Raw genomic sequence first — 24,711 nt, forward strand, 5'->3', positions numbered from 1 at the left:
TGTTCTGTCAAAAGAAGAAGGCGGACGTCACACTCCATTCTTCAAAGGCTACCGTCCACAGTTCTACTTCCGTACAACTGACGTAACCGGTACTATCGAACTGCCAGAAGGCGTAGAGATGGTAATGCCTGGCGACAACATCAAAATGGTAGTGACTCTGATTTGCCCAATCGCGATGGACGAAGGTTTACGCTTCGCAATCCGTGAAGGTGGTCGTACAGTTGGTGCTGGTGTAGTAGCTAAAATCATTGCTTAATTGCGATAGAAATCAGTTTGAAAAGGAAGCTTCGGCTTCCTTTTTTATTTGAGGGCTGGTTTTATTCACAAATTTGTGTAAAATGCTCGCCACTCTGAAGTTAAATAGTTATTTGATGACTATTTACACAGCGGGCTTGATATCCGAATTTAGATAGGTATAATGGCCCCCTCGTCGACTTAGGTTGACGAATTAAATGATTAGTCGCTGAAGTTAATCATTATCATAGCGGCTCCGATTGGGAGTCGAACGGTTAAATCATCTCGCTCTGCTTTTCTATATTGAAGAAGCTAGAGGGTGATTTTTTATATGTCCATTTTAGGAGCTCTGGTCAATGCAGAACCAAAGAATCCGTATCCGCTTAAAGGGATTTGATCATCGCTTAATTGATCAGTCTACAGCGGAAATCGTTGAAACTGCTAAGCGTACAGGCGCGCAGGTTCGTGGTCCAATTCCACTACCTACTCGCAAAGAGCGTTATACCATTTTGATCTCTCCGCACGTTAATAAAGATGCTCGTGACCAGTACGAATTACGTACACACAAGCGCCTGGTTGACATCGTAGAGCCAACTGAAAAGACTGTTGACGCGTTAATGCGTTTAGATCTTGCGGCTGGTGTCGACGTACAGATTAGCTTGGGTTAATTGAGATCCTAGTAAGAAGAGGTTTGAGAGATGGCTATCGGTCTTATTGGTCGTAAAGTTGGTATGACTCGCATCTTCACTGAAGATGGTGTTTCAATACCAGTTACTGTAATTGAAGTTGCAGGCAACCGTGTTACTCAAGTGAAAACTTTAGAAACTGACGGCTACCGTGCACTTCAAGTTACAACTGGCACCAAAAAAGCCAATCGCATCACTAAACCAGAAGCAGGTCACTTTGCCAAGAGCGGCGTTGAAGCCGGTCGTGGTTTGTGGGAAATGCGTTTGGTAGACGGTGAAGGCGAGGGCATTGAAGTTGGTGCTGAGCTAAATGTTGATATTTTCGCAGACGTAGCGAAAGTTGATGTTACTGGTCAATCAAAAGGTAAAGGCTTCCAAGGCGGCGTTAAGCGTTGGAACTTCCGTACTCAAGATATGACTCACGGTAACTCTTTGTCGCACCGCTCGAATGGTTCTATCGGTCAGAACCAAACGCCTGGTCGCGTATTCAAAGGCAAAAAAATGTCAGGCCATATGGGTGCCGAGCGTGTTACTACTCAAAATCTAGTTGTTGTTCGTGTAGATGTTGAGCGTAACCTGCTACTAGTCCGTGGCGCTGTTCCTGGCGCTACCAATGGCGACTTGATTATCAAGCCTGCCGTTAAAGCTTAAGGTCTGAGGAGATAGTAATGGAATTGGTATTGAAAGACGCGCAAAGCGCTCTTGAAGTTTCCGAAACTACCTTCGGCCGTGACTTTAACGAGGCACTGGTTCATCAGGTAGTTGTAGCATACGCTGCAAACGCGCGTCAGGGCACTCGTGCTCAAAAGACTCGTGCGGAAGTAACTGGCTCAGGCAAAAAGCCTTGGCGCCAAAAAGGAACTGGCCGTGCTCGTGCTGGTTCTGTTAAAGGCCCAATCTGGCGTGGCGGTGGTGTAACATTCGCTGCTAAAACCCAAGATCACAGCCAAAAAGTTAACAAAAAGATGTACCGCGGCGCGCTGAGAAGCATTCTGTCTGAATTGGTACGTCAAGAGCGTTTGGTTATTGTTGAATCTTTCGGTGTTGAAGCTCCTAAAACTAAAGAGCTGAAAGCTAAATTGAAAGCAATGAACCTTGAAGACGTTCTGATTGTGACTGCAGAAGTTGATGAGAACTTATTCTTAGCAGCTCGTAACCTGTACAAGGTTGACGTTCGTGATGTAGCGGGTCTAGACCCAGTGAGTCTGATCGCCTTCAACACTGTGCTTGTGACTGCTGACGCAGTGAAGCAAATCGAGGAGATGCTAGCATGATGATCCGCGAAGAACGTTTGCTAAAAGTTATTCTCGCTCCACATATCTCTGAAAAGAGCACTGTGAACGCTGAGAAGCACAACACTGTTGTTTTCCGCGTAGCTATCGATGCAACTAAAGCTGAAATTAAAGCTGCTGTTGCTAAGCTATTTGAAGTTGAAGTTGATTCAGTTCGCACTTTAGTGAGCAAAGGCAAAACTAAACGCACTGGTGGCCGTACTGGTCGTCGTAGCGATTGGAAAAAAGCCTATGTGACTCTAGCTGCTGGTGCTGACATCGATTTCGTCGGCGGCGCTGAGTAAGCAAAGGAGAATTATCATGGCAGTTATTAAGTGTAAGCCAACCTCTCCAGGTCGTCGCCACGTAGTTAAAGTGGTGAACACTGACCTGCACAAGGGTAAACCTTTTGCTGGCTTGTTGGCGAAAAAATCTAAAAGTGGTGGCCGTAACAATACTGGCCGTATCACTGTCCGTCACGTAGGTGGTGGTCATAAGCAGCATTATCGTCTAATCGATTTCAAACGCGATAAAGATGGTATACCTGCGAAGATTGAGCGTCTGGAATACGATCCAAACCGTACTGCTAACATCGCGTTAGTATTGTATGCGGATGGTGAGCGTCGTTATATTCTTGCTGCCAAAGGCATGCAAGCTGGCGATAAGATCCAGTCTGGTGTTGCTGCCGAGATCAAAACCGGTAACGCTATGCCACTGCGCAACATCCCAGTAGGTTCTGTAGTTCACGCAGTTGAAATGAAGCCTGGTAAAGGTGCTCAGATCGCTCGTTCTGCAGGTGCTTATGTACAAGTTGTTGCTCGTGATGGCGCATATGCCACTCTACGTCTTCGCTCTGGCGAAATGCGTAAAGTGCCAGTTGATTGCCGCGCGACATTTGGTGAAGTTGGTAATGCCGAACACATGCTACGCCAGTTAGGTAAAGCAGGTGCTAAGCGCTGGAGAGGCATACGTCCTACAGTGCGTGGTGTTGCAATGAACCCAGTAGACCATCCACACGGTGGTGGTGAAGGCCGTACTTCTGGTGGTCGTCACCCAGTGACTCCATGGGGTGTGCCAACTAAGGGTTATAAAACTCGTAGTAACAAGCGCACTGACAAGTACATCGTACGTCGTCGTAATAAATAGTAAGAGGATTCGCCATGCCACGTTCTCTCAAGAAAGGTCCCTTCATTGACCTGCACTTGCTGAAGAAGGTAGAGAAAGCGATGGAAGCCGGTGACAAAAAGCCTATTAAGACTTGGTCACGTCGCTCTATGATCATTCCAAATATGATTGGTTTGACCATCGCTGTCCATAATGGTCGTCAGCACGTTCCTGTGTTCGTAACTGACGAAATGATCGGCCACAAACTTGGTGAATTTTCACCAACTCGCACTTATCGCGGCCATGCTGCAGATAAGAAAGCGAAGAAGCGTTAATACGGGAGGAATAAGATGGAAGTTTTAGCTAAACATCGTTTTGCCCGTACGTCTGCGCAGAAGGCCCGTCTGGTTGCTGATCAAATTCGTGGATTGCCTGTTGCTAAGGCCCTCGAAATTTTGACTTTCAGCCCCAAGAAAGCCGCCGTACTGGTTAAAAAAGTACTTGACTCAGCTATCGCAAACGCCGAACACAACGAAGGCGCGGATATTGATGAGCTTAAAGTAGGAGCCGTCTTCGTAGATGAAGGCCCAACTATGAAGCGTATCATGCCACGTGCTAAAGGCCGCGCTGATCGTATCATGAAGCGTACCAGCCACATTACTGTGGTTGTATCAGATCGCTAGGAGAGAGCAATGGGACAGAAAGTACATCCTAATGGTATCCGTCTGGGTATCACCAAGCCTTGGATCTCTACCTGGTACGCAGATAAATCAGATTACGCAAGTAACCTGAACAGCGACTGGGAAGTGCGTAAGTTTCTTGTAGAGAAATTACAAGCTGCTTCAGTATCTAAGATTGTTATCGAGCGTCCAGCGAAAAGCATCCGCGTTACCATTCACACTGCCCGTCCAGGTGTTGTGATCGGTAAGAAAGGTGAAGACGTTGAAGTATTGCGTGCTGCAGTGTCAAAACTTGCTGGCACTCCTGCTCAAATTAACATCGCTGAGATCCGTAAACCTGAGCTAGATGCCAAGTTAGTTGCTGACTCAATTGCACAGCAATTAGAGCGTCGCGTAATGTTCCGTCGTGCTATGAAGCGCGCAGTTCAAAACGCAATGCGTATTGGTGCTCAAGGTATCAAAGTACAAGTTAGTGGCCGTTTAGGCGGAGCTGAGATTGCGCGCGATGAGTGGTATCGTGAAGGTCGTGTACCTTTACATACTTTGCGTGCTGATATCGACTATTCTACATCTGAAAGTCACACCCAATACGGTGTGATTGGCGTTAAAGTTTGGATCTTCAAAGGTGAAGTTCTAGACGGAATGCTGCCACAGATTGAAGAGCCGAAGCAGCAGCAACCTAAGCGCAAGCCTCGTGGTAAATAGGAGAGCCGGCAATGCTGCAACCTAAACGTATGAAGTTTCGCAAGATGTTCAAAGGCCGCAACCGCGGTCTAGCGAACGGTACCGAAGTTAGCTTTGGTACTTTTGGTCTGAAAGCAGTCGGTCGTGGCCGTTTAACTGCACGTCAGATCGAATCTGCACGTCGTGCCATGACACGTCACATTAAGCGTCAGGGACAAATTTGGATTCGAGTTTTCCCGGACAAGCCGATTACCTCTAAGCCTCTTGAAGTGCGTATGGGTAAAGGTAAAGGTAACGTTGAATACTGGGTATGTCAGATTCAACCTGGTAAGGTTCTTTATGAGATGAATGGTGTTTCTGAAGTGATCGCTCGTGAAGCGTTTGCTTTGGCTGCTGCCAAGCTTCCAATTAAGACTACCTTCGTAACTAAGACGGTGATGTAATGAAAGCGAGCGAACTGAGAGAAAAGAGCGTTGAAGAACTGAACGCTGAACTACTTGGTCTGCTGCGTGAGCAGTTCAACCTGCGTATGCAACACGCCACTGGTCAGTTGACTCAGACTAATCAACTGAAATTGGTGCGCCGTAACATTGCGCGCGTTAAGACCATTATTACTTCTAAGGCGGGTGCATAATGTCTGATAAAATCCGTACTTTGCAGGGTCGTGTAACTAGCAACAAAATGGACAAGTCCATTACTGTTGCTATCGAACGCCAAGTGAAACACCCAATTTATGGGAAATACATTAAGCGTACGACAAAGATCCATGCACATGACGAAACGAATCAGTGCAATGAAGGCGATTTAGTAGCGATTCGCGAATGTCGTCCTTTGTCTAAGACTAAGTCTTGGACCCTGGTTGAAGTAGTATCAAAGGCCTAAGTTAATTAGGTATTTAGGTAAACGGCTCCAGAATGTGGGGCCGTTTGTTTTTTAATACTATACATTCCACTTTTATGGTGTTATATTTGCGCGCCATTTTTGACTAAATTAATAGCAAAAATGAGTGTTTTTATTGTCCCATAGTGGGAATTGTGTAGTAACGATAGCGGAGCACTTAAAATGATCCAAATGCAATCGACTCTTGACGTTGCTTGTAACAGCGGCGCACGCAGAGTTCAGTGTATTAAGGTCTTGGGTGGCTCTCATCGTCGTTATGCCGGTATCGGCGACATCATCAAAGTTTCTGTTAAAGAAGCGATTCCTCGCGCTAAAGCGAAGAAAGGCGATGTGTATAACGCGGTGGTAGTCCGTACTAAGAAAGGCGTACGTCGTCCAGACGGTTCTGTCATTCGCTTCGATCGGAATGCAGCTGTTCTTTTGAACAACAACCTGCAGCCGATTGGTACTCGTATCTTTGGACCAGTGACACGTGAATTGCGTAATGAGCAATTTATGAAAATTGTCTCGCTGGCACCAGAAGTACTGTAAGGAGCTTCAAAATGGCAGCTAAAATACGTCGTGAAGACGAAGTGATTGTATTAGCAGGTAAAGACAAGGGTAAACGTGCAAAAGTTTCTCAAGTCCTTCCTACTGGTAAATTGATTGTTGAAGGCATCAATCTTGTCAAAAAACACCAAAAGCCAAACCCACAATTGGGCGTAGCTGGCGGTATTGTTGAGAAAGAAGCACCGATACAAGCATCAAATGTAGCGATTTTCAACTCTGCCACTGGCAAAGCTGATCGCGTTGGTTTCCGCTTTGAAGACGGCAAAAAAGTTCGTTTCTTCAAATCGAACAGTGAACTCGTTAAGTAATTGGAGTAAACGATGGCGAAACTGCATGATAAATACCAAGAGACTGTTGTCGCTGAACTTGCTAAAAAGTTCGGTTATACCAGTGTCATGCAAGTCCCTCGGATTGAGAAAATCACCCTGAACATGGGTGTTGGCGAAGCTGTTGCAGACAAGAAAATCATGGACCATGCTGTCCGTGATATGACTGCAATCGCTGGTCAAAAGCCAGTTGTGACTGTAGCTCGTAAGTCAGTTGCTGGTTTTAAAATCCGTGAAGGCTACCCTATTGGCTGTAAAGTGACCCTACGCGGTGAGCGTATGTGGGAATTCTTAGAGCGTTTAGTCGATATCGCAATCCCACGTATTCGTGACTTCCGTGGCTTAAGCGCTAAAGCGTTTGACGGCCGTGGTAACTACGCAATGGGCGTGCGTGAGCAGATCATCTTCCCAGAAATCGATTACGATAAAATCGATAAGATTCGTGGTATGGATATTGTTATCACTACTACTGCGAAGAATGATGAAGAAGGTCGTGCTTTGTTAGACGCTTTTAACTTCCCATTCAAGAAATAAGGGTAGCGTAATGGCAAAAACATCAATGAAAGCACGTGAAGCTAAACGTGCACAGCTCGTGGCCAAGTACGCTGAAAAGCGTGCGGCTCTTAAGACTATCATTGCAAGTCCAGCTTCTTCTGACGAAGATCGTTGGGATGCGGTTCTTAAGCTGCAAGCTCTACCACGTGATTCCAGCGCTGCGCGTCAACGCAATCGTTGTAATCAAACTGGTCGCCCTCATGGCTTCTTACGTAAATTCGGCTTAAGCCGTATCAAATTACGTGAAGCAACCATGCGTGGTGAAGTTCCTGGCCTGCGTAAGGCCAGCTGGTAAGCACTTGTCACGGAGTAAGCTAATATGAGCATGCAAGATCCTATTGCGGATATGTTAACCCGTATTCGTAACGGCCAAGCTGCTAACCACGTATCAGTGAAGATGCCTTCAGCTAAGTTGAAAGTCGCAATTGCGAAACTACTTAAAGATGAAGGTTATATTGCTGATTACGCCGTAGCAGATGAAGCCAAGCCTGAACTGGAAGTTACTTTAAAGTATTTCCAAGGCCAACCAGTCGTTGAGACTATCCAGCGTGTAAGTCGCCCTGGTCTTCGTATTTACAAAGGTAAAAACGAACTTCCAAAGGTGATGGGCGGTCTGGGTGTCGCAATTGTGTCCACTTCTAAAGGCTTGATGACTGATCGTGCCGCCCGCCTTGCAGGCATGGGTGGCGAGGTTATCTGCTACGTAGCTTAAGGAGCTAGGAATGTCTCGTGTAGCAAAAGCACCAGTATCTATTCCAGCTGGCGTAGAGGTGACCTTGAACGAACAGACCCTTACCGTCAAAGGCGGAAAAGGTAGTCTGACTCGAGTGATCAACAATGCGGTCAATGTTGTTATTGAAGCCGGCGTAGTTAAGTTCCTCCCTGTTGAAGGCGTTGTTAACGCTTGGGCACAGGCTGGTACAACTCGTGCATTAGTAAACAACATGGTTGTTGGTGTATCTCAAGGTTTTGAGCGTAAGTTAAAGTTAGTTGGCGTTGGTTACCGTGCGAAACTCGTCGGTGCTGATATTGACCTTACTTTAGGTTTCTCTCATCCGTTAGTACACAAACTGCCCGCAGGCGTTACTGCAGAGTGCCCTAGCCAAACTGACATCGTCCTACGTGGCGTTGATAAACAGTTAATTGGCCAAGTCGCTGCTGAGATTCGCGGATACCGTCCACCAGAGCCATACAAAGGCAAAGGTGTTCGCTATGACGACGAAGTAGTACGCCGTAAAGAGGCTAAGAAGAAGTAGGTAACGCGATATGGATAAGAAAACATCTCGCTTACGTCGCGCTACTCGCGCTCGTAAGAAGATCCAAGAGCTGGGCGTGAACCGTCTGGTTGTACATCGTACACCGCGTCACATTTATGCTCAGGTGATCAATCCTGAAGCTCAGGTGTTGGCAGCTGCTTCAACCGTAGAAAAAGCGGTTAAAGAGCTACTGAAGAGTACCGGTAACGTAGACGCAGCGAAAGCAGTAGGTAAATTTGTTGCTGAGCGCGCGATCGAAAAAGGCGTAACTTCAGTTGCGTTCGATCGTTCTGGTTTCAAGTATCACGGTCGTGTAGCTGCTTTAGCAGATGCAGCTCGTGAAGCTGGCCTGAAGTTCTAAGGGGTTATAAAATGGCTAAATTAGAAGCTCAGCAAAAAGACGATCTGCAAGAGAAATTAATTGCAGTTAATCGTGTTTCTAAAGTAGTTAAGGGCGGTCGTATCTTTAGCTTCACAGCACTGACAGTAGTGGGTGACGGTAACGGTAAGATTGGCTATGGCTATGGCAAAGCACGTGAAGTTCCAGCCGCGATTCAAAAAGCGATGGAAAAAGCTCGTCGTAACATTGTGACCGTTGAGTTGAATGCAGGTACTCTGCATCACCCAGTTAAAGGTCGTCATACTGGTTCACTTGTGTACATGCAACCTGCATCACAAGGTACTGGTATTATTGCCGGTGGCGCAATGCGTGCCGTATTGGAAGTAGCAGGCGTGCATAACGTTCTGTCAAAAGCATACGGTTCTACTAACCCGATCAACATCGTTCGCGCGACTGTCGATGCATTGGTGCACATGAAGTCACCTTCGCAAATCGCAGCTAAGCGTGGCCTGAATGTTGACGAAATTCGGGGGTAATGCACCATGGCAACTAAAACTGTAAAAGTTACTCAAACTAAAAGCGGTATCGGTCGTTTACCGAAGCACCGTGCAACCCTAACGGGTCTTGGTTTGCGTCGCATTGGTCACACTGTTGAATTAGAAGATACTCCTTCTGTTCGCGGTATGATCAACAAGGTCTACTACATGGTTAAGGTGGAGGATTAATAGATGCGTTTAAATACTCTATCTCCAGCTGCAGGCTCTAAGCATGCACCAAAGCGTGTAGGCCGTGGTATGGGCTCAGGTCTAGGTAAAACAGCGGGTCGTGGTCATAAAGGCCAAAAGTCTCGCTCTGGTGGCGGTGTACGCCCAGGATTCGAAGGTGGTCAAATGCCACTTAAAATCCGTTTACCTAAATTTGGTTTTACCTCGCGTCGCGCTATGGTAACAGCTGAAGTTCGTGTACTCGAACTGGCAAAAGTTAACGGTGATGTTATCGACTTAAACGCTCTGAAAGATGCGAACGTAATAACTCGCAACATCCAGTTTGCGAAAATTGTTCTTTCAGGTACCATTGAGCGCCCTGTGACTGTTAAAGGTCTGAAGGTAACCAAAGGTGCACGTGCAGCTATTGAAGCTGCCGGCGGTAAGATCGAGGAATAATACGTCGATGGCAAAACCAGGACTTGATTTAAAAAGCGCGAAAGGTGGACTTTCTGAATTGAAAGCTCGCCTCCTGTTCGTGATTGGTGCGATTATCGTCTTTAGAGCCGGTTCGTTTGTGCCAATTCCTGGTATTGACGCAGCTGTATTAGCAGAGCTGTTTGCTCAGCAAAGTGGAACCATCCTTGGCATGTTTAACATGTTCTCGGGTGGTGCCCTTGAGCGTGCCTCTATCTTTGCATTAGGTATTATGCCGTACATTTCGGCATCGATTATCATGCAACTGTTGACTGTCGTACATCCTGCACTCGCTGAATTGAAAAAAGAAGGCGAATCAGGACGTAAGAAAATCAGTCAATATACCAGATGGGGTACCTTAGTGCTGGGTACATTCCAGTCGGTCGGTATTGCAACCGGGTTACCAAACTTAGTGCCAGGCCTTGTGGTCAACATTGGATTTGGATTCTATTTTGTTGCGGTTGTGAGCTTAGTGACAGGAACTATGTTCCTTATGTGGCTAGGTGAGCAAATTACCGAACGTGGTATAGGTAATGGTATCTCGATTTTGATTTTCGCAGGTATTGTTGCTGGATTACCTTCCGCTATCGGCCAAACGGCTGAGCAGGCGCGTCAAGGTGACTTGAATGTGTTAGTATTGTTGTTGCTCGCGGTAATTGTGTTTGCAGTGACTTATTTTGTAGTGTTTGTGGAACGTGGTCAGCGTCGTATCGTCGTTAACTATGCTAAGCGTCAGCAAGGCCGTAAGGTGTTCGCTGCGCAAAGTACCCATCTACCGCTGAAAATAAACATGGCAGGTGTTATTCCGCCAATTTTTGCGTCAAGCATCATTTTGTTTCCTGGAACACTGGCTCAGTGGTTCGGTCAAAATGAGTCCATGTCATGGTTAAGTGATTTTTCACTGGCTGTGTCACCTGGACAACCGCTTTACTCATTATTATATGCAACAGCGATTATCTTTTTCTGTTTCTTCTATACTGCGTTGGTGTTTAACCCACGTGAAACAGCAGATAACTTGAAGAAGAGTGGTGCATTCATCCCTGGGATCCGTCCTGGAGAACAGACTTCGCGTTACATTGATAAAGTTATGACCCGTTTGACATTGGCAGGCGCGTTATACATAACCTTTATCTGCTTAATTCCGGAGTTCATGTTAATTGCGTGGAAAGTACAGTTCTATTTCGGCGGTACTTCACTACTAATTATGGTAGTCGTAATCATGGACTTCATGGCTCAGGTTCAGACGCATATGATGTCTCATCAGTATGAGTCTGTGATGAAGAAAGCTAACCTAGTTAACAAAGCGAATTTAGATCGCTTTGGTCGCTAAGTAGCTTTACGGAGTGATGAAATGAAAGTTCGAGCTTCCGTGAAGAAGATCTGCCGTAATTGCAAGATCGTCAAGCGTAGTGGCGTTGTACGCGTTATCTGTGTTGAACCAAAACACAAACAGCGTCAAGGCTAAAAAGTAATTTGTTCAGCCCATGAATTGGGCTGAACAAAATTTTGTTTGCAAATCTGTCGACTGTCGAGTATCCTTTCGGGCTTTTCGCAGTTGGCCTTTAACTTTAAGGAGTGCATAGTGGCCCGTATCGCTGGCATTAACATTCCTGATCAAAAGCATACAGTCATCGCATTGACTGCAATTTTCGGCATCGGCCGTACTCGCGCTAGAGCAATCTGCGCGGCTACAGCAATCGCTGAAACTGCTAAGATCAAGGAATTGAGCGAAGCTCAAATAGACACACTACGCGAAGAAGTCGCCAAATACCTAGTAGAAGGTGACTTACGTCGTGAGATTTCAATGAACATCAAGCGTCTTATGGATCTTGGTTGTTATCGTGGTCTCCGCCATCGCCGTAGCCTGCCTCTCCGTGGGCAACGTACTAAGACCAATGCGCGTACGCGTAAAGGTCCACGTAAACCTATTAGAAAGTAACGGGAAGGTAAAGCAATGGCTAAAGTTCCGTCACGTTCTCCGCGTAAGCGCGTACGTAAACAGGTTGCAGATGGCATGGCTCATATCCATGCTTCTTTCAACAACACTATTGTCACCATTACAGATCGTCAAGGTAATGCGTTGTCATGGGCTACTTCAGGTGGTTCAGGTTTCCGTGGTTCACGTAAATCTACTCCATTTGCTGCACAGGTGGCTGCTGAGCGTGCAGGTGCTGCTGCTCAAGACTACGGTTTAAAAAACCTTGAAGTGTTTGTGAAGGGTCCAGGTCCAGGTCGTGAGTCAGCCATTCGTGCGCTGAACGCTGTTGGTTATAAAATTACCAACATTACCGATGTGACGCCGATCCCTCATAATGGTTGTCGTCCTCCTAAAAAGCGTCGTGTATAACGCCGTTTCATTAGGATAGTTGGAGAAAGATCATGGCAAGATACTTGGGTCCCAAGCTCAAGCTCAGCCGCCGAGAAGGTACAGACCTTTTCTTAAAAAGCGGTGTGAGAGCAATCGATTCAAAGTGTAAACTGGAAACTGCACCTGGACAACATGGCGCTCGTAAGCCACGTTTGTCAGAGTACGGTACTCAGTTACGCGAAAAACAAAAAGTTCGTCGTATTTACGGTGTGTTAGAAAAACAATTCCGTAACTATTACAAAGATGCTGCACGTACTAAAGGCAACACAGGTGAAAACCTGCTTCAGCTTTTAGAAACCCGTCTTGATAACGTTGTTTATCGTATGGGCTTCGGTGCAACTCGTGCAGAATCACGTCAGCTAGTAAGCCATAAATCTATTATGGTTAACGGTCGTGTTGTTAACATTCCATCATTCAAAGTGTCTGCGAATGATGTTGTGAGCATCCGCGAGAAGTCACGTACTCAAGCTCGTATTAAAGCGGCTTTAGAAGTGGCAGCTCAACGCGAGAAGCCTACATGGGTTGAAGTCGACAACGCGAAAATGGAAGGTGCTTTCAAGCGCGTTCCAGAACGTAGCGATTTGTCTGCGGAAATTAACGAACAGCTGATCGTCGAGCTTTACTCTAAGTAAGGCTAACAAACAAGAGAGGACACAATGCAGGGTTCTGTTACAGAATTTCTTAAACCGCGTCTCGTTGATATCGAGCAGGTTAACTCAACACGTGCCAAGGTTACATTGGAACCACTTGAGCGTGGTTTCGGCCACACTTTAGGTAACGCGTTGCGTCGCATCCTATTGTCGTCTATGCCCGGCTGCGCGGTTACCGAAGTCGAGATTGACGGTGTACTGCACGAATACAGCAGTAAGGAAGGCGTTCAAGAAGATATCCTTGAGATCTTGTTAAACCTGAAAGGGTTAGCAGTGACCATCGAGGGTAAAGACGAGGCTATGCTTACGTTGAGCAAGTCCGGCGCAGGCCCTGTCATCGCAGCAGATATCACGCATGATGGTGATGTCACTATCGTGAATCCTGATCATATTATCTGTCATCTGACAGGTAACAATGATATCAGCATGCGTATTCGCGTTGAGCGTGGTCGTGGTTATGTACCAGCATCTGCTCGTGCACAGACCGAAGACGATGATCGCCCAATCGGCCGCTTGCTGGTTGATGCTTCTTTCTCGCCAGTTGCACGTATTGCCTACAATGTAGAAGCAGCACGTGTAGAACAGCGTACTGACTTAGATAAACTCGTTATTGATATGACCACAAACGGTACTATCGATCCTGAGGAAGCTATCCGTCGTTCTGCAACTATTCTGGCTGAACAGCTAGATGCGTTTGTAGAGTTACGTGACGTGACTGAGCCAGAGCTGAAAGAAGAGAAACCGGAATTCGATCCGATTCTGCTGCGTCCTGTCGACGATTTAGAGCTAACTGTACGTTCGGCTAACTGCTTGAAAGCCGAAGCGATTCATTACATCGGAGATCTGGTACAGCGCACTGAAGTTGAGTTGCTGAAAACCCCGAACTTAGGTAAGAAATCTCTTACTGAAATTAAGGATGTTTTAGCTTCTCGCGGACTGTCGTTAGGTATGCGTTTGGAAAACTGGCCTCCAGCTAGTTTAGCAGACGACCTATAAGTCTCAGGTTTGTACAGATTTAGGTTATAAGGATTAGGTCATGCGCCATCGTAAGAGTGGTCGTCAACTAAACCGTAACAGCAGTCATCGCCAAGCCATGTTTCGCAACATGGCCGGTTCACTAGTTCGTCATGAGATAATCAAGACAACTGTGGCTAAAGCGAAAGAACTGCGTCGCGTAGTTGAGCCTCTGATAACACTTGCTAAGAGTGACAGCGTTGCAAACCGTCGTTTAGCGTTTGCACGTATTCGCGACGCTGAAGTCGTTGGTAAGTTATTTACTGAGTTGGGTCCACGTTACCAGGAACGTCCTGGTGGCTATACCCGTATCCTTAAGTGCGGTTTACGTGCTGGTGATAAAGCCCCTATGGCTTACATCGAGCTAGTTGGTCGCCCAGAAGCTGCTCAAGCTGTTGATGTTGAAGCTGCTGAGTAATTAAGGTTACACTTTTAAAAAGCCGGGCATTAGCCCGGCTTTTTTATGCCTTTTTTACTATTTTACCCAAAGTGTGGTTTTCTCGATTTCTTTTGGGAGGACGATATTCCATTTAGCTAAGCCTTTCTGGCTAAACATGTATTTTCCAAGATCATCTGTTACTGGGAAAATATTTTCGGGTTTCTCGCCGCCGAGTATTTTTGTTGCCATATTCGCTGCAATCTTGCCATGATGATAGCCATCGAGAACATAGCCGCCAATATTGCCTTCAGCAGAGACACTAAATCCCCAAAACCCAAAATTCGGTACCGGAGTATGTTCAGATATCCATTTTAGGATCTGATCTGCATCTACTGAGCGATTATCTGCATCTCTAACTGTGTGGTATAGCGCCACGACTATAGCGTTATAACCCTGTTCCTTCGCGGTCAATACATTCCGCCGCCAATCCGTTAGCTGTGATAATTGCACTAAATTGACTTCGATATCGCCTAACATGCTTGAGTGTTGTTTACTGATGTATTCAGCCGCTGAGTCAGAGGTGACTCCTTGGTCGAATAGAACTAAGATTTTTCTATGCACAGTTTGCGGTAGTAAACGTTGAATGAGCAGTAGTGAACGTCGTAGTAGTGGTCTCTCAATGACGCCTGTGAAGCGTTTGTGTTCATTGAGATGATATTCTCTAGGATTCATGTTCACCCCTAAATAGACTACTGGGATTAGGCTGTCATTTAGGCGCTGGTGTAAGAGATTAACCGCATTATCATCGGCAAGAATAACCAATTGAGGTGCTTGTTGTTGAATGTATTTCCATGCTAAGTCAGCCCGTTCAGCAAATTCCTCTTGGGGTAAGCGTTTGGTATCCATCTCGAAATAACTAACATCGTGGTGAGGGCTGAGCGTGTCATAAATCGCTTGATAGTATTCTTGGTCCCATTGATAGCTATGATGGTAGCTTTCGATAACAACAACTTTAGCAGCATTGGCTTCCTGAGAGAGACCTATCAAGCAGATAATGAGGAAGCTTAGAATGTGTTGCAAACTAGAGTTTAGTTGTCTTATTTGAATCATATGCAGTCTTAGGTATTGGCGCTGCCTAGAGTATAGTCCACCTTTAATTGTGCATATTGAGATAATAAAAAAGCCTCACTAGTTATTAAGCTAGGAGGCTTAGTTTGTACGCTATTGCTGATCCATCAATAACCTACTTAGTATCTGGTGCCTTTTGCTGGCTATAATCTAACTTTTCGTGCTTTTGGCCCATGGCTTCAGCAACTTCTGGTGGCATGTAGTTTTCATCATGCTTGGCCAGTACTTCAGTAGCTTCTAGTTTGCCATCAGCACCCAGTACACCCTGAGCAACAATGCCTTGTCCTTCACGGAAAAGATCGGGCAATAGGTCGTCATAAGTGACCAGTACTTCACCGCCGAGGGAGTCATGTACTGCAAATTCGACATGCAAGCTTTTGGGATCTCGCACCATAGAACCTACCGTCACCATACCGCCGACACGAATACGTTGGCCAATTTCAGGTTTTACGCCAGTGTCTGTCTTGCCGTGGACAATTTCAGACGGAGTATAGAATAAGTTCAAGTTGGAGTTCAGCGCATAGAGCAAAAGCGAAGTAATCGCAGCAACGCCACCGATTAATGCTACAGCTAATGTCAGTCTTTTTTTGCGTCTTGGGTTCACGATTTAGTACTCCTGGTTTCTTTTAGGCGTTCTTCTCTATCCATCTTCTTCGCGATATCAATTAACACCTTACGCTTTTGGCGTGCGCTGGTAATGATGAGCGTAGAGAGGCAGAAGAAGGTCACTCCGTAGGATAGCCATACATAGAATGCATAGCCGCCCATATTAAAAAAATCACTGATTGAATCGAATTGCATCATTTGACCTCCTCCGCTTTAGCTAGTTCACGAACCCAAGGGCGCATGCCATTTCTTGCTAAAATTTCTGCTCTAAAGCGAACAATAGTGATGGCGCCAATCATAAGACCGAAGCCCAGTATGTTAATTAACAGTGGATAGAGCATTTCTGTCGACATTGTCGATTTCTCGGTAATGCGTATTGTCGACGGTTGATGTAATGAGCTCCACCATTCAACTGAGTATTTGATGATAGGAATATTGATCACACCGACGATCGCTAAGATCCCTGCTGCACGAGCTGCGAGCACTTTATCCTCAAATGAGGCATAGAGCGAGATCACACCTAGATATAGGAATAGTAATACCAGCTCAGAAGTTAAGCGTGCATCCCATACCCACCAAGCACCCCACATAGGTTTACCCCATGCTGCTCCGGTAAAGAGTGCGATAAAGGTTATTACTGCACCAATGGGAGCAATAGATGCTGCAGCCCAGTCGGCAAGTTTTATTTGCCAAACTAGACCGATAAAGGCCGCTGTTGCCATACCCATATAAGCCGCCATTGACATAGACGCGGCAGGAACATGGATAAAGATAATACGGTAGCTATCACCCTGCTGGTAATCCGTCGGCGCGAAGACGAGTCCCCATGTAGTGCCAACAGCAATCAATAGACCGGCTAAGATCGCAAACCATGGAAATAACGTTCCTGATAATTTATATGCGCGTTCAGGATCCGCGTAAGGGTGTAACCATTTCCACATTTTAGTTAGTACTCACTCGCAGAGATGCACCAATTGCAAAAGGTGCTAAGGTTAACGATCCGACCAGCATAGCGCCTATTATAGCGAGCTGACCATCATAGGGTAAATTCATTCCTGCCGCGTCTATGGCACTCGTTGCAAAAATGAGTACTGGGATATATAGGGGCAAAATAAGTAAGCTGAGTAATACGCCGCCTTTCCTTAGACCGACGGTTAATGCCACACCAATAGCACCTAACAGCGACAATACTGGCGTGCCTAGCGCAAGCGTCGAAATTAACGCACCGTAGCTGTTGCCGTCTAGATTGAGTAATACCGCTAACAGTGGTGCGATAATAATCAGTGGCACACCAGTTAAAATCCAGTGGGCTAACACTTTAGCTAATACGAGAATGGCTAATGGCTGTGGACTTAATAGCATTTGTTCTAAGCTACCATCACTAAAGTCGGCTTTGAAAAGCCTTTCAAGTGACAACATTGATGCTAATAATGCGGCGACCCAAATAATCCCCGGTGCCACACGTGCTAACATTTGCGGCTCTGGTCCAATTCCCAGCGGAAACAAGGTAACGACCATAATAAAAAATAGCAGTGGGTTAAAAATGTCGCCGCGGTGGCGAATAGCAATTTTAAGATCTCGCTGCAGCAAGGTGAAAAATGCTTGGGTAAAACTGATGCCTCTTTTCATTGAGCCTGACCTTATATGAAGCGATAATCGAGACGAATTTTACGAAGCCTATCATCTGTGATAATGCCCATATCTTGGTGAGTTGTGAGGATCACACAGCCACCATTATCCGCATGCTGAATAAATAACTGCTCCAGTTCTTCGACGCCTTTTTTATCGATTGCAGTAAAAGGTTCGTCAAGGATCCAAATTTTACAGTTGCTATGCCACAATCTTGATAGCGCTGTTCTGCGATGCTGGCCTGCGGATAAATGCCCCGCGAGAGCTTCTTCAAAGCCCGTTAAATTGACTTTGGCTAAAATCTCTGACGTATCAAAGTCATCATAACCACTGATTCTTAAATTGAAATTAAGGTTTTCTTCGGCAGTCAGCTCGCATTTCACGCCAGCTAAATGGCCTAAATACAAGAGGTCTTCATTGTATTCATCGCGGCAACGGTTTATGTCTTCATTAATGTAAAAAGTTTGTCCGGCATAGGGGCGAGAAAGGCCCGCCAATATGCGTAATAAACTGGTCTTGCCTGCGCCGTTAGGGCCTTCAATCTGAACAATGTCACCGGCATTTATATCAAAACTTAACTCATCAAAAAGGATACGTTCTTCGCGGATACAGGTCAGCTTGCTGGCTGACACTAATGTGGTTTCTTTAGTTATATTTGTCACTGAACCCTCTATCTCAAGCCGGAAGGAAACACAAGTCATTCTAACACAAACGTTATTGGGGGTTTACTCTTGGTTTGCACTAGATGTCAGCAATATGATGTGGTTCCAATAACCGCAATATTTATCGAACTTTTTTACGACTTGCTAATATATTAACGAATTTGTCATCCTTGTCGCCTGATTCATTTTGTGTTGAGATTCTAATCACAAAAAGATGAGATTTCTTGAAGTTTGTAGTAATCTTAGTCGGCTATAATGAGTCTGCCTAAGTAAGGGCGGCGCCGAGCTTTGTACGTATTTGCATTAGGAACATTGAACATGAAAAAACTGTTAGCAATGACTGCTGTCGCTGCTTTGACTATGTCAGTTAACGCTTCAGCTCAAGATGCTGAGGCTATTTATAATAAGGCATGTACCGTATGCCACAGTATGGGTGTTGCTGGTGCTCCAAAAGTACACAACGCTGCAGAATGGGAACCACGCTTAGCTAAGGGTGTTGACGCTCTAGTGAAGAGTGTGAAAACCGGTCTGAATGCTATGCCACCAGGCGGTATGTGTACTGATTGTACTGATGATGATTACAAAGCTGCTATCAAATTTATGTCTACAGCTAAGTAATTCTTCAGATATAAAAAAACCGGCGAAAGCCGGTTTTTTTATATCTGCAATTAACTGCGATTTATTGCACTTGAGTATCAAGTACTAGGTTCGCTGTATCGCCTACGGCGACTTTACTGATCTTGCCTTGAATATCACCCGTTTGCGGTTTGATATTACCTTGTTTAGAGAGTACAGCAATCACTTCCACATTGGCTGCATCGCTTAACTTCACATCACCACCCATACCGCTGCTGTCATCTAATGTCACTGTAATCGGGAAAGACTTAGCACTGACTTTGGTTGCAGCTAATGGGACTTTAGGTCCTTCAGTTGCACGGGCAAAGATGAAAATGGTGTCTTCTGGACTGGCTTTAGCCGCAAGTTCTGCAGAGATAGATATAGTGACATTGACCGATTTAGCACTCGCTTTGACTTGCTTATGTGCATCATCATTTGGCATGCCAGCGGTTTCCGACTGCATGCGTAAGTTAGCGGTTTCGATTGCATTCATAAGAGCTGCACGATCAACGTCGGCACGACCGCTATCTAAAATCGTTTGCCAAGAGGTGATGGCTTTCTTGTAGTCAGCAGTAAAGAAAGCATCCATACCCACGAGCAGTAGCGTTGAAGGATCTTGGGCATCCATAGCTAAGGACTCATCGATAAGAGCTTGGATTTGCGGTGTCATTTGTTGACCCGCTTTGTAATACATCGCCGTTGCTTTTGGACCGAGCAATTCTGCATGCTTTCCGACTAATTCGATTACTTTATCGAAAGCCGCAATCGCTTTATCGTATTGGTTTGCTGATACATAAGCATGACCTAAGCTAAACCACAGTTGGCTGTTTTCTGGCTCGGCTTTAACTTGAGCTTCCATCATCTGCACGCGTTGCATCATGATTTGAGCCGTATCCATTCCTGCATGTGGATTCGCAGGTTGTTGAGCACTATCAATATTCTCGAAGGCACCTAAGTGTTGATAGAGATAGCCTGAGATAACAATCAAACAAACTGACATGATCGACGGCCACAGAATCGTCTTTGGCTTTATTTGGTTGACCAGTGAATCATCGCTCGCTTGTTTGATGTCTTGGAGTAGACTGATTTCCAGTTCTTTCTTCAATGCATCAAATTCGGCTTGATCGAGTAGCTCTTCACTTAATTCTTTTTCAAGAACGCCTAAGCGCTCATTGAACAATTCAAGGTTCGTTTGTTTACGAACTCCAGCTTCTTCCGTTTTCAGCAATTTTTGCTGTCTGAAGTGCGGGATCCAAATCAGCATCAGGCCGACTAACATAACAAGCGCAATAAAAATCCAAAATGTCGTCATTGTTTCTATATTCACTTTAGTTTGCAGAAAGCGGAGTAACCGCTAGGCTTGGAAGCAAGATTATACGTAAAGATTGTTCATTGAACAGTAATATAAGGTAATCCCAGTGCTGAAAGCTTATAGTTGGGCACTGGTTCACAAATTGATTCTTCTTGTAAATTTTGTATGAAACTTAAGTGTCATTTGTCGGTCACATGCAGAACTGAGCCTCTTCCGTGACTTTCATCGACCTCTAAAATTGAGAATGAGACAAGTAACCCAGTTTTGTACGAAAGAGGCAGACAGGAACAATAGCAAATACTAAAATGAGCAAAATTTCGTGCATTTGCGTGAATAGCATGTTGTGCGTTGAGATAGAGTCTTTCTAAATCAACATATTATTGAAGACTGAGGAAAACCCATGATCCCAGAACTTGGACACTTTGCGTTGATAATAGGGGTGGCTTTTGCCTTCTTATTAATCAGCGTCCCCCTAATAGGTGTTGCCAGAAAAGACCAATACCTTGTTAGGTACGCTTGGCCATTAACGTACGGAATGTTCTTTTTTATTACCTTATCTGTTGTCGTGCTGGCTTATAGTTTTGCCGTCGATGATTTCTCGGTCGCCTATGTGGCACATCATTCAAATTCTCAGTTACCTATCTTCTTTAAGATCTCGGCCGTATGGGGCGGTCATGAAGGGTCACTGTTATTTTGGGTGTTTGCTTTATCAACTTGGGCGGCTGCGGTTGCCTTGTTTAGCAAAGGTTTAGAAGAAGTGTTTACTGCCCGTGTGCTGGCAGTATTGGCTCTTATTGTGATTGGCTTTAGTTTGTTTATGCTACTCACATCTAGCCCATTTGAACGTTTATTCCCGATCCCAGCCGAAGGTCGTGACTTAAATCCAATGCTGCAGGACGTGGGATTAATCTTCCATCCTCCTATGTTGTACTTGGGTTATGTGGGCTTCTCTGTAAGCTTTGCATTTGCGATTGCTGCGCTGATGAGCGGCCGTCTCGATTCTGCATGGGCTCGTTGGACTCGTCCATGGACATTGGCTGCTTGGACCTTCCTTACGGGCGGTATCGCACTAGGATCTTGGTGGGCTTATTATGAATTAGGCTGGGGCGGTTGGTGGTTCTGGGATCCTGTTGAGAACGCCTCTTTTATGCCTTGGTTAGTGGGTACTGCGCTTGTTCACTCTTTGATTGTGACTGAGAAACGCGGCGCCTTCCGTAACTGGACTGTATTACTGTCTATTTTCGCTTTCTCTTTAAGTTTGCTTGGTACCTTTATTGTTCGCTCTGGTGTATTAACCTCAGTGCATTCATTCGCAGCCGATCCAAGCCGCGGTATGTTCATCCTGTTGTTACTTGGTTTAGCGGTTGGCGGTTCATTAACACTGTTTGCTTTACGTGCCAGTGAAATGAGTAGTCCTGCCCGTTTCGAGCTTAAGTCTAAAGAAACAATGCTCTTAGTATGTAACGTGCTACTGACGGTTGCCGCAGGTACGGTACTATTGGGTACATTATATCCATTGCTCATCGACGCGCTTGGCATGGGTAAAATCTCTGTTGGACCCCCATACTTTAATGCGGTGTTCGTGCCTATCGTATTAGTGCTATTTGGCTTTATGGGTATTGGTCCAATTATTCGTTGGAAAAAATCGAAAGCGGGCGAGCTTAAGCGTCAGCTATTGATCCCAGCAATGATTGCTGCTGTTATCGGTATTGTGACGCCTTTTATCGTCGATGGTGTATTCAATATTTGGGTTACCTTTGGTATTGCAGCCGCGGCTTGGATTATTCTGGCTACCGCAAGAGCGGCCTATAACATGGTCAAGTCGAAAGAAGGTGATATCAGCATCAGTCGCATGGGCCGTAGTCAGCTTGGTATGATCTTCGCGCATCTCGGTATTGCCGTTTCTGTGATTGGTGCCACTATGGTGTCAAATTACTCGATTGAGAAAAGTGTTCGTATGGGACCTGGTGTAAGCCAAGAGCTCGCCGGTTATACTTTTAAGTATCTCGAGACCAAAAACGTCGTGGGTCCTAACTACACTGCACAGCAGGGACAGATAGAGATCTACAAGGGCGATGAGCTACTGACATTACTAAAACCCGATCGTCGTCAATATAATGTGCGAACTATGGATATGACAGAAGCCGGTATTGACTGGGGTCTATTCCGTGACTTGTACGTGACTATGGGCGATCCTATTACCAGCACTGAATTTGCGGTTCGTTTAAACTATAAGCCGTTCGTGCGTTGGTTATGGTTTGGGGCAATTTTCATGATGATAGGTGGATTCTTCGCTGCATCGGATAAACGTTACCGTGCGAAAGTCACTGCAGCCGTCGCGCCTTTGGCCGAAAAGGCAAAATTGGCAACGGCTCAATAATTGGGGAATGTATGAAGAAGTTGGTTCTGTTTATCCCATTGGTCATATTTCTCGCCATGGGGGTGTTTCTATATAAAGGGTTATTTCTGAATCCGCAGCAATTGGATTCAGCACTGGAAGGGAAGCCTATTCCGGCTTTCCAACTGGAACGCCTAGAAACACCGGCTGAGATAATAACGAATGAGCAATTAAAAGGTAAGGTATCATTACTTAACGTATGGGCGACGTGGTGTCCATCTTGTAAATATGAGCATCCTTTCTTAGTGATGCTAAAACGTAAAAATCTTTTGCCAATTTACGGGATCAACTATCGTGATGAGCGTGTTCCTGCGTTAGAAGAGTTAAAACGTCAGGGCGATCCCTACAACGTTAATATTTATGATAAAGATGGGCGTTTAGGATTAGATCTTGGCGTTTATGGTGCTCCAGAGAGTTTTATTGTTGATCACAACGGTATTATCCGTTTCCGTTATGCAGGTCCAATTGACCAACGTGTATGGAGTGAAACCCTTTACCCTATGATCCAACAATTACAAGCTGAAGCAGCGAAGGATGGCGCAGCATGAGAACGCTGATAAAAATCATAGGTGGTCTAGTGCTGATGTTCAGCATGACGACCGCTGTCATGGCAACACCAGTTGATACTTACGAATTCAAGTCACCTGAAAATCAAAAGCGCGGTTTGTCTTTGGCCCATGAACTACGTTGTCCACAGTGTCAAAACCAAAATTTGATCGACTCCAATTCACCCGTTGCTCGAGATCTGCGTCTTGAGGTATTCAAGATGGTTGACGAAGGAAAAGGGGATGATGAGATCATCGAGTTTATGACCAGTCGTTATGGTGAGTTTGTTCTCTATAAACCTAAGATGGAAACCAAGACCTACATTCTCTGGTTAGGTCCTATTGGTTTATTACTTCTGGGTCTAGTGATTGGATTCATCTTCATTCGTAAGCAACGTATTGGCGGTAATGTGCCGAACGAAATTAGCGCAGAAGATCAGCGCGAGTTAGATACCTTGCTAAAGCGCAATACAAAATGAAGCATAAAGTCATAACGGCATTCATGTTGTCATCCATTCTTTCGGTATTTGTTGCTGGGGTCGCGCATGCGTACCCTGGTATGCAGCAAACGGCTAAACCGATGGAATCAACGGTTGATTTGATTAATGTACTGCCAAAGACTTTTCCTATTGAGCCTGTTGCCTTTAATGATGTCGATGGTAAAGCTATCGACTTCAGCCAATTTAAAGGCAAGATCATTATGGTTAACATGTGGGCGACTTGGTGTCCGCCATGTGTCAGAGAGTTGCCTGCAATCGAAAGGTTAGCAACTAAGTTCAAGACTGAAGATTTTGTCGTGCTGCCTATCTCTATTGATGCAGAAGGTAAGCAGCAGGTTCAGCCGTTCTTAAGTTCATTGGGTATGGCGAATTTCAACTCTTACTACGATCAACCACAAAGTCTTGGGAACGTTTTTCCGCTCGACACGATTCCTGCGACCTTTATTCTTGATCAACAGGGTCAATTAATTGCCTTTGTTCGATCCTATGTTGATTGGGATGACGTAAAAGCCGTCTCGCTAATCCAAGGTTTTATCGATAAAGGCAGCAAAAAGCCCAATTAATGGGCACTTTGCATGTAAAATAATCGCCGCTGTTTAAAAGATCGCCATGCGATCTTTTTTCATTTAAAAAGCCCTTGCACAAAAAGTTTCACTGCCTATAATGCGCATCCACTGACACGGCAGGCAGCGTTAAGCAGGCTGGTGTGACAGTTCATCGATGTGTTTACTGATTGATGAGTGTTGAGAAAGTTTGCAAAAACTCCTTGACGTGAAACGGAAAATGCGTAGAATACTCAGCCCTAGCCAACTGGAAGCGTTCGACGCTCAGTGTGGTACTCACCTTCTCTTATGAGGTTGAGTTGCTCTTTAACAAGATAAAACAAGAAATCTGTGTGGACACTCACAGGTGTTGAGTTAATCGAAACTGCTTAGCCTTCGGGTTGGCAGTCAAAAATTTAAATCAATGTAACAATGAGTGTTCATAGCAATATGTACAGTTTGTTTCTTTAGCGAGAAACAAAAAAATCAGAATTCATTGAGCCGCTGAAGTCGCAAGACTGAAGCAACAAAACTTTAATTGAAGAGTTTGATCATGGCTCAGATTGAACGCTGGCGGCAGGCCTAACACATGCA

At 45.3% G+C, this 24,711-nt stretch carries 40 protein-coding genes and 1 pseudogene; 34 read left to right on the forward strand and 7 right to left on the reverse strand.

Annotated elements, in window-relative coordinates; all coding sequences use genetic code 11:
* From tuf to rplQ, 29 genes and pseudogenes are all read left to right on the forward strand, one after another.
* A pseudogene (gene tuf, locus L5M17_RS21695) lies at positions 1 to 256 on the forward strand (elongation factor Tu); the annotation flags it as partial.
* Positions 257 to 590: 334 nt separating this feature from the next.
* Positions 591 to 902, forward strand: a complete 312-nt coding sequence (gene rpsJ, locus L5M17_RS21700) for a 30S ribosomal protein S10 (RefSeq protein ID WP_006083601.1) — start codon at positions 591 to 593, stop codon at positions 900 to 902.
* A 30-nt stretch (positions 903 to 932) separates the two neighbouring features.
* Positions 933 to 1,571, forward strand: coding sequence for a 50S ribosomal protein L3 (gene rplC / locus L5M17_RS21705; protein WP_006083600.1), 639 nt, complete (start codon positions 933 to 935; stop codon positions 1,569 to 1,571).
* A gap of 17 nt (positions 1,572 to 1,588) precedes the next feature.
* Entirely contained in the window at positions 1,589 to 2,194 is a 606-nt protein-coding gene (gene rplD, locus L5M17_RS21710; RefSeq protein ID WP_113941598.1) for a 50S ribosomal protein L4, read from the forward strand.
* Positions 2,194 to 2,496, forward strand: coding sequence for a 50S ribosomal protein L23 (gene rplW / locus L5M17_RS21715; protein WP_025008843.1), 303 nt, complete (start codon positions 2,194 to 2,196; stop codon positions 2,494 to 2,496). Before rplD ends, rplW begins: the two co-directional genes overlap by 1 nt.
* A 16-nt stretch (positions 2,497 to 2,512) precedes the next feature.
* Entirely contained in the window at positions 2,513 to 3,337 is an 825-nt protein-coding gene (gene rplB / locus L5M17_RS21720; protein ID WP_006083597.1) for a 50S ribosomal protein L2, read from the forward strand.
* 14 nt (positions 3,338 to 3,351) lie between these two features.
* Positions 3,352 to 3,630: a 30S ribosomal protein S19 gene (gene rpsS / locus L5M17_RS21725; RefSeq protein WP_006083596.1), complete on the forward strand. Its 279-nt coding sequence runs from the start codon at positions 3,352 to 3,354 to the stop codon at positions 3,628 to 3,630.
* A 15-nt stretch (positions 3,631 to 3,645) separates the two neighbouring features.
* Positions 3,646 to 3,978, forward strand: coding sequence for a 50S ribosomal protein L22 (rplV, locus tag L5M17_RS21730; RefSeq protein ID WP_006083595.1), 333 nt, complete (start codon positions 3,646 to 3,648; stop codon positions 3,976 to 3,978).
* Positions 3,979 to 3,987: 9 nt separating this feature from the next.
* The gene (rpsC, locus tag L5M17_RS21735; protein ID WP_006083594.1) at positions 3,988 to 4,680 is read left to right on the forward strand and encodes a 30S ribosomal protein S3; all 693 of its coding nucleotides are present in this window, start codon (positions 3,988 to 3,990) and stop codon (positions 4,678 to 4,680) included.
* Between the two features lie 11 nt (positions 4,681 to 4,691).
* Positions 4,692 to 5,102, forward strand: a complete 411-nt coding sequence (gene rplP / locus L5M17_RS21740; protein ID WP_006083593.1) for a 50S ribosomal protein L16 — start codon at positions 4,692 to 4,694, stop codon at positions 5,100 to 5,102.
* The gene (gene rpmC / locus L5M17_RS21745) at positions 5,102 to 5,293 is read left to right on the forward strand and encodes a 50S ribosomal protein L29 (RefSeq protein WP_006083592.1); all 192 of its coding nucleotides are present in this window, start codon (positions 5,102 to 5,104) and stop codon (positions 5,291 to 5,293) included. Before rplP ends, rpmC begins: the two co-directional genes overlap by 1 nt.
* Positions 5,293 to 5,541, forward strand: a complete 249-nt coding sequence (gene rpsQ, locus L5M17_RS21750; protein ID WP_006083591.1) for a 30S ribosomal protein S17 — start codon at positions 5,293 to 5,295, stop codon at positions 5,539 to 5,541. The genes rpmC and rpsQ overlap by 1 nt, the downstream gene beginning before the upstream one ends.
* Before the next feature lie 180 nt (positions 5,542 to 5,721).
* Complete coding sequence (gene rplN / locus L5M17_RS21755; protein ID WP_006083590.1) at positions 5,722 to 6,090, forward strand: 50S ribosomal protein L14; 369 nt, start codon at positions 5,722 to 5,724, stop codon at positions 6,088 to 6,090.
* A gap of 11 nt (positions 6,091 to 6,101) precedes the next feature.
* Positions 6,102 to 6,416, forward strand: coding sequence for a 50S ribosomal protein L24 (gene rplX, locus L5M17_RS21760; RefSeq protein ID WP_006083589.1), 315 nt, complete (start codon positions 6,102 to 6,104; stop codon positions 6,414 to 6,416).
* Between the two features lie 12 nt (positions 6,417 to 6,428).
* On the forward strand, positions 6,429 to 6,968 hold the full coding sequence (gene rplE / locus L5M17_RS21765) for a 50S ribosomal protein L5 (protein ID WP_006083588.1): 540 nt from the start codon (positions 6,429 to 6,431) through the stop codon (positions 6,966 to 6,968).
* A gap of 10 nt (positions 6,969 to 6,978) precedes the next feature.
* Positions 6,979 to 7,284, forward strand: a complete 306-nt coding sequence (rpsN, locus tag L5M17_RS21770) for a 30S ribosomal protein S14 (RefSeq protein WP_006083587.1) — start codon at positions 6,979 to 6,981, stop codon at positions 7,282 to 7,284.
* A gap of 24 nt (positions 7,285 to 7,308) precedes the next feature.
* Positions 7,309 to 7,701: a 30S ribosomal protein S8 gene (gene rpsH / locus L5M17_RS21775; protein ID WP_006083586.1), complete on the forward strand. Its 393-nt coding sequence runs from the start codon at positions 7,309 to 7,311 to the stop codon at positions 7,699 to 7,701.
* Between the two features lie 10 nt (positions 7,702 to 7,711).
* Positions 7,712 to 8,245 (forward strand): 50S ribosomal protein L6, encoded by a 534-nt coding sequence (gene rplF, locus L5M17_RS21780; RefSeq protein WP_105251036.1) that lies wholly within the window; start codon positions 7,712 to 7,714, stop codon positions 8,243 to 8,245.
* A gap of 10 nt (positions 8,246 to 8,255) precedes the next feature.
* Positions 8,256 to 8,606, forward strand: a complete 351-nt coding sequence (gene rplR / locus L5M17_RS21785) for a 50S ribosomal protein L18 (protein WP_006083584.1) — start codon at positions 8,256 to 8,258, stop codon at positions 8,604 to 8,606.
* An 11-nt stretch (positions 8,607 to 8,617) separates the two neighbouring features.
* Complete coding sequence (rpsE, locus tag L5M17_RS21790; protein ID WP_006083583.1) at positions 8,618 to 9,121, forward strand: 30S ribosomal protein S5; 504 nt, start codon at positions 8,618 to 8,620, stop codon at positions 9,119 to 9,121.
* 6 nt (positions 9,122 to 9,127) lie between these two features.
* Positions 9,128 to 9,310: a 50S ribosomal protein L30 gene (gene rpmD / locus L5M17_RS21795; RefSeq protein WP_006083582.1), complete on the forward strand. Its 183-nt coding sequence runs from the start codon at positions 9,128 to 9,130 to the stop codon at positions 9,308 to 9,310.
* Between the two features lie 3 nt (positions 9,311 to 9,313).
* Positions 9,314 to 9,748, forward strand: a complete 435-nt coding sequence (gene rplO, locus L5M17_RS21800) for a 50S ribosomal protein L15 (protein ID WP_006083581.1) — start codon at positions 9,314 to 9,316, stop codon at positions 9,746 to 9,748.
* A 7-nt stretch (positions 9,749 to 9,755) separates the two neighbouring features.
* A complete protein-coding gene (gene secY / locus L5M17_RS21805; protein ID WP_007644459.1) occupies positions 9,756 to 11,096 on the forward strand; it encodes a preprotein translocase subunit SecY in 1,341 nt (446 codons plus the stop codon).
* 21 nt (positions 11,097 to 11,117) lie between these two features.
* Entirely contained in the window at positions 11,118 to 11,231 is a 114-nt protein-coding gene (rpmJ, locus tag L5M17_RS21810) for a 50S ribosomal protein L36 (RefSeq protein WP_006083579.1), read from the forward strand.
* A 117-nt stretch (positions 11,232 to 11,348) separates the two neighbouring features.
* Entirely contained in the window at positions 11,349 to 11,705 is a 357-nt protein-coding gene (gene rpsM / locus L5M17_RS21815; RefSeq protein WP_011787581.1) for a 30S ribosomal protein S13, read from the forward strand.
* 15 nt (positions 11,706 to 11,720) lie between these two features.
* Positions 11,721 to 12,113 carry a 30S ribosomal protein S11 gene (gene rpsK / locus L5M17_RS21820; RefSeq protein ID WP_006083577.1) on the forward strand — a complete coding sequence of 131 codons (393 nt, stop codon included), beginning with the start codon at positions 11,721 to 11,723 and terminating at the stop codon, positions 12,111 to 12,113.
* A 32-nt stretch (positions 12,114 to 12,145) separates the two neighbouring features.
* Entirely contained in the window at positions 12,146 to 12,766 is a 621-nt protein-coding gene (rpsD, locus tag L5M17_RS21825) for a 30S ribosomal protein S4 (RefSeq protein WP_006083575.1), read from the forward strand.
* A gap of 24 nt (positions 12,767 to 12,790) precedes the next feature.
* Positions 12,791 to 13,780 carry a DNA-directed RNA polymerase subunit alpha gene (locus L5M17_RS21830; protein ID WP_006083574.1) on the forward strand — a complete coding sequence of 330 codons (990 nt, stop codon included), beginning with the start codon at positions 12,791 to 12,793 and terminating at the stop codon, positions 13,778 to 13,780.
* Between the two features lie 40 nt (positions 13,781 to 13,820).
* Positions 13,821 to 14,216 (forward strand): 50S ribosomal protein L17, encoded by a 396-nt coding sequence (rplQ, locus tag L5M17_RS21835; protein WP_263149153.1) that lies wholly within the window; start codon positions 13,821 to 13,823, stop codon positions 14,214 to 14,216.
* 57 nt (positions 14,217 to 14,273) lie between these two features.
* Here rplQ and L5M17_RS21840 read toward each other — a convergent pair whose 3' ends face one another.
* The 6 genes from L5M17_RS21840 to ccmA form a co-directional block, all read right to left on the reverse strand.
* Positions 14,274 to 15,287, reverse strand: a complete 1,014-nt coding sequence (locus L5M17_RS21840; RefSeq protein WP_263149154.1) for an ABC transporter substrate-binding protein — start codon at positions 15,285 to 15,287, stop codon at positions 14,274 to 14,276.
* A 133-nt stretch (positions 15,288 to 15,420) separates the two neighbouring features.
* Complete coding sequence (gene ccmE / locus L5M17_RS21845; protein ID WP_105251038.1) at positions 15,421 to 15,909, reverse strand: cytochrome c maturation protein CcmE; 489 nt, start codon at positions 15,907 to 15,909, stop codon at positions 15,421 to 15,423.
* Positions 15,906 to 16,106, reverse strand: a complete 201-nt coding sequence (gene ccmD, locus L5M17_RS21850; protein ID WP_105253042.1) for a heme exporter protein CcmD — start codon at positions 16,104 to 16,106, stop codon at positions 15,906 to 15,908. The genes ccmE and ccmD overlap by 4 nt, the downstream gene beginning before the upstream one ends.
* Entirely contained in the window at positions 16,106 to 16,852 is a 747-nt protein-coding gene (locus L5M17_RS21855; RefSeq protein WP_105251039.1) for a heme ABC transporter permease, read from the reverse strand. The genes ccmD and L5M17_RS21855 overlap by 1 nt, the downstream gene beginning before the upstream one ends.
* A 1-nt stretch (position 16,853) precedes the next feature.
* Positions 16,854 to 17,540: a heme exporter protein CcmB gene (gene ccmB / locus L5M17_RS21860; protein ID WP_006079706.1), complete on the reverse strand. Its 687-nt coding sequence runs from the start codon at positions 17,538 to 17,540 to the stop codon at positions 16,854 to 16,856.
* An 11-nt stretch (positions 17,541 to 17,551) separates the two neighbouring features.
* Positions 17,552 to 18,202: a cytochrome c biogenesis heme-transporting ATPase CcmA gene (gene ccmA / locus L5M17_RS21865; RefSeq protein WP_131525727.1), complete on the reverse strand. Its 651-nt coding sequence runs from the start codon at positions 18,200 to 18,202 to the stop codon at positions 17,552 to 17,554.
* Positions 18,203 to 18,520: 318 nt separating this feature from the next.
* On the opposite strand from ccmA, the gene L5M17_RS21870 reads away from it, so the two are divergent.
* Positions 18,521 to 18,820, forward strand: coding sequence for a c-type cytochrome (locus L5M17_RS21870; protein WP_105251041.1), 300 nt, complete (start codon positions 18,521 to 18,523; stop codon positions 18,818 to 18,820).
* 61 nt (positions 18,821 to 18,881) lie between these two features.
* Here L5M17_RS21870 and ccmI read toward each other — a convergent pair whose 3' ends face one another.
* On the reverse strand, positions 18,882 to 20,132 hold the full coding sequence (gene ccmI / locus L5M17_RS21875) for a c-type cytochrome biogenesis protein CcmI (protein ID WP_263149158.1): 1,251 nt from the start codon (positions 20,130 to 20,132) through the stop codon (positions 18,882 to 18,884).
* A gap of 400 nt (positions 20,133 to 20,532) precedes the next feature.
* On the opposite strand from ccmI, the gene L5M17_RS21880 reads away from it, so the two are divergent.
* From L5M17_RS21880 to L5M17_RS21895, 4 genes are read left to right on the forward strand one after another with little or no spacing between them, the layout of a single operon-like run.
* A complete protein-coding gene (locus L5M17_RS21880) occupies positions 20,533 to 22,512 on the forward strand; it encodes a heme lyase CcmF/NrfE family subunit (RefSeq protein WP_263149156.1) in 1,980 nt (659 codons plus the stop codon).
* Between the two features lie 11 nt (positions 22,513 to 22,523).
* A complete protein-coding gene (locus L5M17_RS21885; RefSeq protein WP_105251044.1) occupies positions 22,524 to 23,078 on the forward strand; it encodes a DsbE family thiol:disulfide interchange protein in 555 nt (184 codons plus the stop codon).
* Positions 23,075 to 23,554 (forward strand): heme lyase NrfEFG subunit NrfF, encoded by a 480-nt coding sequence (nrfF, locus tag L5M17_RS21890; RefSeq protein ID WP_105251045.1) that lies wholly within the window; start codon positions 23,075 to 23,077, stop codon positions 23,552 to 23,554. The genes L5M17_RS21885 and nrfF overlap by 4 nt, the downstream gene beginning before the upstream one ends.
* Positions 23,551 to 24,138 (forward strand): TlpA family protein disulfide reductase, encoded by a 588-nt coding sequence (locus L5M17_RS21895; protein ID WP_113941593.1) that lies wholly within the window; start codon positions 23,551 to 23,553, stop codon positions 24,136 to 24,138. The genes nrfF and L5M17_RS21895 overlap by 4 nt, the downstream gene beginning before the upstream one ends.
* The last annotated feature ends 573 nt before the right edge of the window (positions 24,139 to 24,711 follow it).

This window comes from Shewanella sp. SW24, from assembly GCF_025653395.1.
In the GTDB taxonomy this organism is placed as follows: Bacteria; Pseudomonadota; Gammaproteobacteria; order Enterobacterales; family Shewanellaceae; genus Shewanella; species Shewanella oncorhynchi.

Excerpts from the sequence above, each read along its gene's own strand:
- rpsJ (WP_006083601.1), top strand. The coding sequence starts at position 591 with ATGCAGAACCAAAGAATCCGTATCCGCTTAAAGGGATTTGATCATCGC.
- rplC (WP_006083600.1), top strand. The coding sequence starts at position 933 with ATGGCTATCGGTCTTATTGGTCGTAAAGTTGGTATGACTCGCATCTTC.
- rplD (WP_113941598.1), top strand. The coding sequence starts at position 1,589 with ATGGAATTGGTATTGAAAGACGCGCAAAGCGCTCTTGAAGTTTCCGAA.
- rplW (WP_025008843.1), top strand. The coding sequence starts at position 2,194 with ATGATCCGCGAAGAACGTTTGCTAAAAGTTATTCTCGCTCCACATATC.
- rplB (WP_006083597.1), top strand. The coding sequence starts at position 2,513 with ATGGCAGTTATTAAGTGTAAGCCAACCTCTCCAGGTCGTCGCCACGTA.
- rpsS (WP_006083596.1), top strand. The coding sequence starts at position 3,352 with ATGCCACGTTCTCTCAAGAAAGGTCCCTTCATTGACCTGCACTTGCTG.
- rplV (WP_006083595.1), top strand. The coding sequence starts at position 3,646 with ATGGAAGTTTTAGCTAAACATCGTTTTGCCCGTACGTCTGCGCAGAAG.
- rpsC (WP_006083594.1), top strand. The coding sequence starts at position 3,988 with ATGGGACAGAAAGTACATCCTAATGGTATCCGTCTGGGTATCACCAAG.
- rplP (WP_006083593.1), top strand. The coding sequence starts at position 4,692 with ATGCTGCAACCTAAACGTATGAAGTTTCGCAAGATGTTCAAAGGCCGC.
- rpmC (WP_006083592.1), top strand. The coding sequence starts at position 5,102 with ATGAAAGCGAGCGAACTGAGAGAAAAGAGCGTTGAAGAACTGAACGCT.
- rpsQ (WP_006083591.1), top strand. The coding sequence starts at position 5,293 with ATGTCTGATAAAATCCGTACTTTGCAGGGTCGTGTAACTAGCAACAAA.
- rplN (WP_006083590.1), top strand. The coding sequence starts at position 5,722 with ATGATCCAAATGCAATCGACTCTTGACGTTGCTTGTAACAGCGGCGCA.
- rplX (WP_006083589.1), top strand. The coding sequence starts at position 6,102 with ATGGCAGCTAAAATACGTCGTGAAGACGAAGTGATTGTATTAGCAGGT.
- rplE (WP_006083588.1), top strand. The coding sequence starts at position 6,429 with ATGGCGAAACTGCATGATAAATACCAAGAGACTGTTGTCGCTGAACTT.
- rpsN (WP_006083587.1), top strand. The coding sequence starts at position 6,979 with ATGGCAAAAACATCAATGAAAGCACGTGAAGCTAAACGTGCACAGCTC.
- rpsH (WP_006083586.1), top strand. The coding sequence starts at position 7,309 with ATGAGCATGCAAGATCCTATTGCGGATATGTTAACCCGTATTCGTAAC.
- rplF (WP_105251036.1), top strand. The coding sequence starts at position 7,712 with ATGTCTCGTGTAGCAAAAGCACCAGTATCTATTCCAGCTGGCGTAGAG.
- rplR (WP_006083584.1), top strand. The coding sequence starts at position 8,256 with ATGGATAAGAAAACATCTCGCTTACGTCGCGCTACTCGCGCTCGTAAG.
- rpsE (WP_006083583.1), top strand. The coding sequence starts at position 8,618 with ATGGCTAAATTAGAAGCTCAGCAAAAAGACGATCTGCAAGAGAAATTA.
- rpmD (WP_006083582.1), top strand. The coding sequence starts at position 9,128 with ATGGCAACTAAAACTGTAAAAGTTACTCAAACTAAAAGCGGTATCGGT.
- rplO (WP_006083581.1), top strand. The coding sequence starts at position 9,314 with ATGCGTTTAAATACTCTATCTCCAGCTGCAGGCTCTAAGCATGCACCA.
- secY (WP_007644459.1), top strand. The coding sequence starts at position 9,756 with ATGGCAAAACCAGGACTTGATTTAAAAAGCGCGAAAGGTGGACTTTCT.
- rpmJ (WP_006083579.1), top strand. The coding sequence starts at position 11,118 with ATGAAAGTTCGAGCTTCCGTGAAGAAGATCTGCCGTAATTGCAAGATC.
- rpsK (WP_006083577.1), top strand. The coding sequence starts at position 11,721 with ATGGCTAAAGTTCCGTCACGTTCTCCGCGTAAGCGCGTACGTAAACAG.
- rpsD (WP_006083575.1), top strand. The coding sequence starts at position 12,146 with ATGGCAAGATACTTGGGTCCCAAGCTCAAGCTCAGCCGCCGAGAAGGT.
- L5M17_RS21830 (WP_006083574.1), top strand. The coding sequence starts at position 12,791 with ATGCAGGGTTCTGTTACAGAATTTCTTAAACCGCGTCTCGTTGATATC.
- rplQ (WP_263149153.1), top strand. The coding sequence starts at position 13,821 with ATGCGCCATCGTAAGAGTGGTCGTCAACTAAACCGTAACAGCAGTCAT.
- L5M17_RS21840 (WP_263149154.1), bottom strand. The coding sequence starts at position 15,287 with ATGATTCAAATAAGACAACTAAACTCTAGTTTGCAACACATTCTAAGC.
- ccmD (WP_105253042.1), bottom strand. The coding sequence starts at position 16,106 with ATGCAATTCGATTCAATCAGTGATTTTTTTAATATGGGCGGCTATGCA.
- L5M17_RS21855 (WP_105251039.1), bottom strand. The coding sequence starts at position 16,852 with ATGTGGAAATGGTTACACCCTTACGCGGATCCTGAACGCGCATATAAA.
- ccmB (WP_006079706.1), bottom strand. The coding sequence starts at position 17,540 with ATGAAAAGAGGCATCAGTTTTACCCAAGCATTTTTCACCTTGCTGCAG.
- L5M17_RS21870 (WP_105251041.1), top strand. The coding sequence starts at position 18,521 with ATGAAAAAACTGTTAGCAATGACTGCTGTCGCTGCTTTGACTATGTCA.
- ccmI (WP_263149158.1), bottom strand. The coding sequence starts at position 20,132 with ATGACGACATTTTGGATTTTTATTGCGCTTGTTATGTTAGTCGGCCTG.
- L5M17_RS21880 (WP_263149156.1), top strand. The coding sequence starts at position 20,533 with ATGATCCCAGAACTTGGACACTTTGCGTTGATAATAGGGGTGGCTTTT.
- L5M17_RS21885 (WP_105251044.1), top strand. The coding sequence starts at position 22,524 with ATGAAGAAGTTGGTTCTGTTTATCCCATTGGTCATATTTCTCGCCATG.
- nrfF (WP_105251045.1), top strand. The coding sequence starts at position 23,075 with ATGAGAACGCTGATAAAAATCATAGGTGGTCTAGTGCTGATGTTCAGC.
- L5M17_RS21895 (WP_113941593.1), top strand. The coding sequence starts at position 23,551 with ATGAAGCATAAAGTCATAACGGCATTCATGTTGTCATCCATTCTTTCG.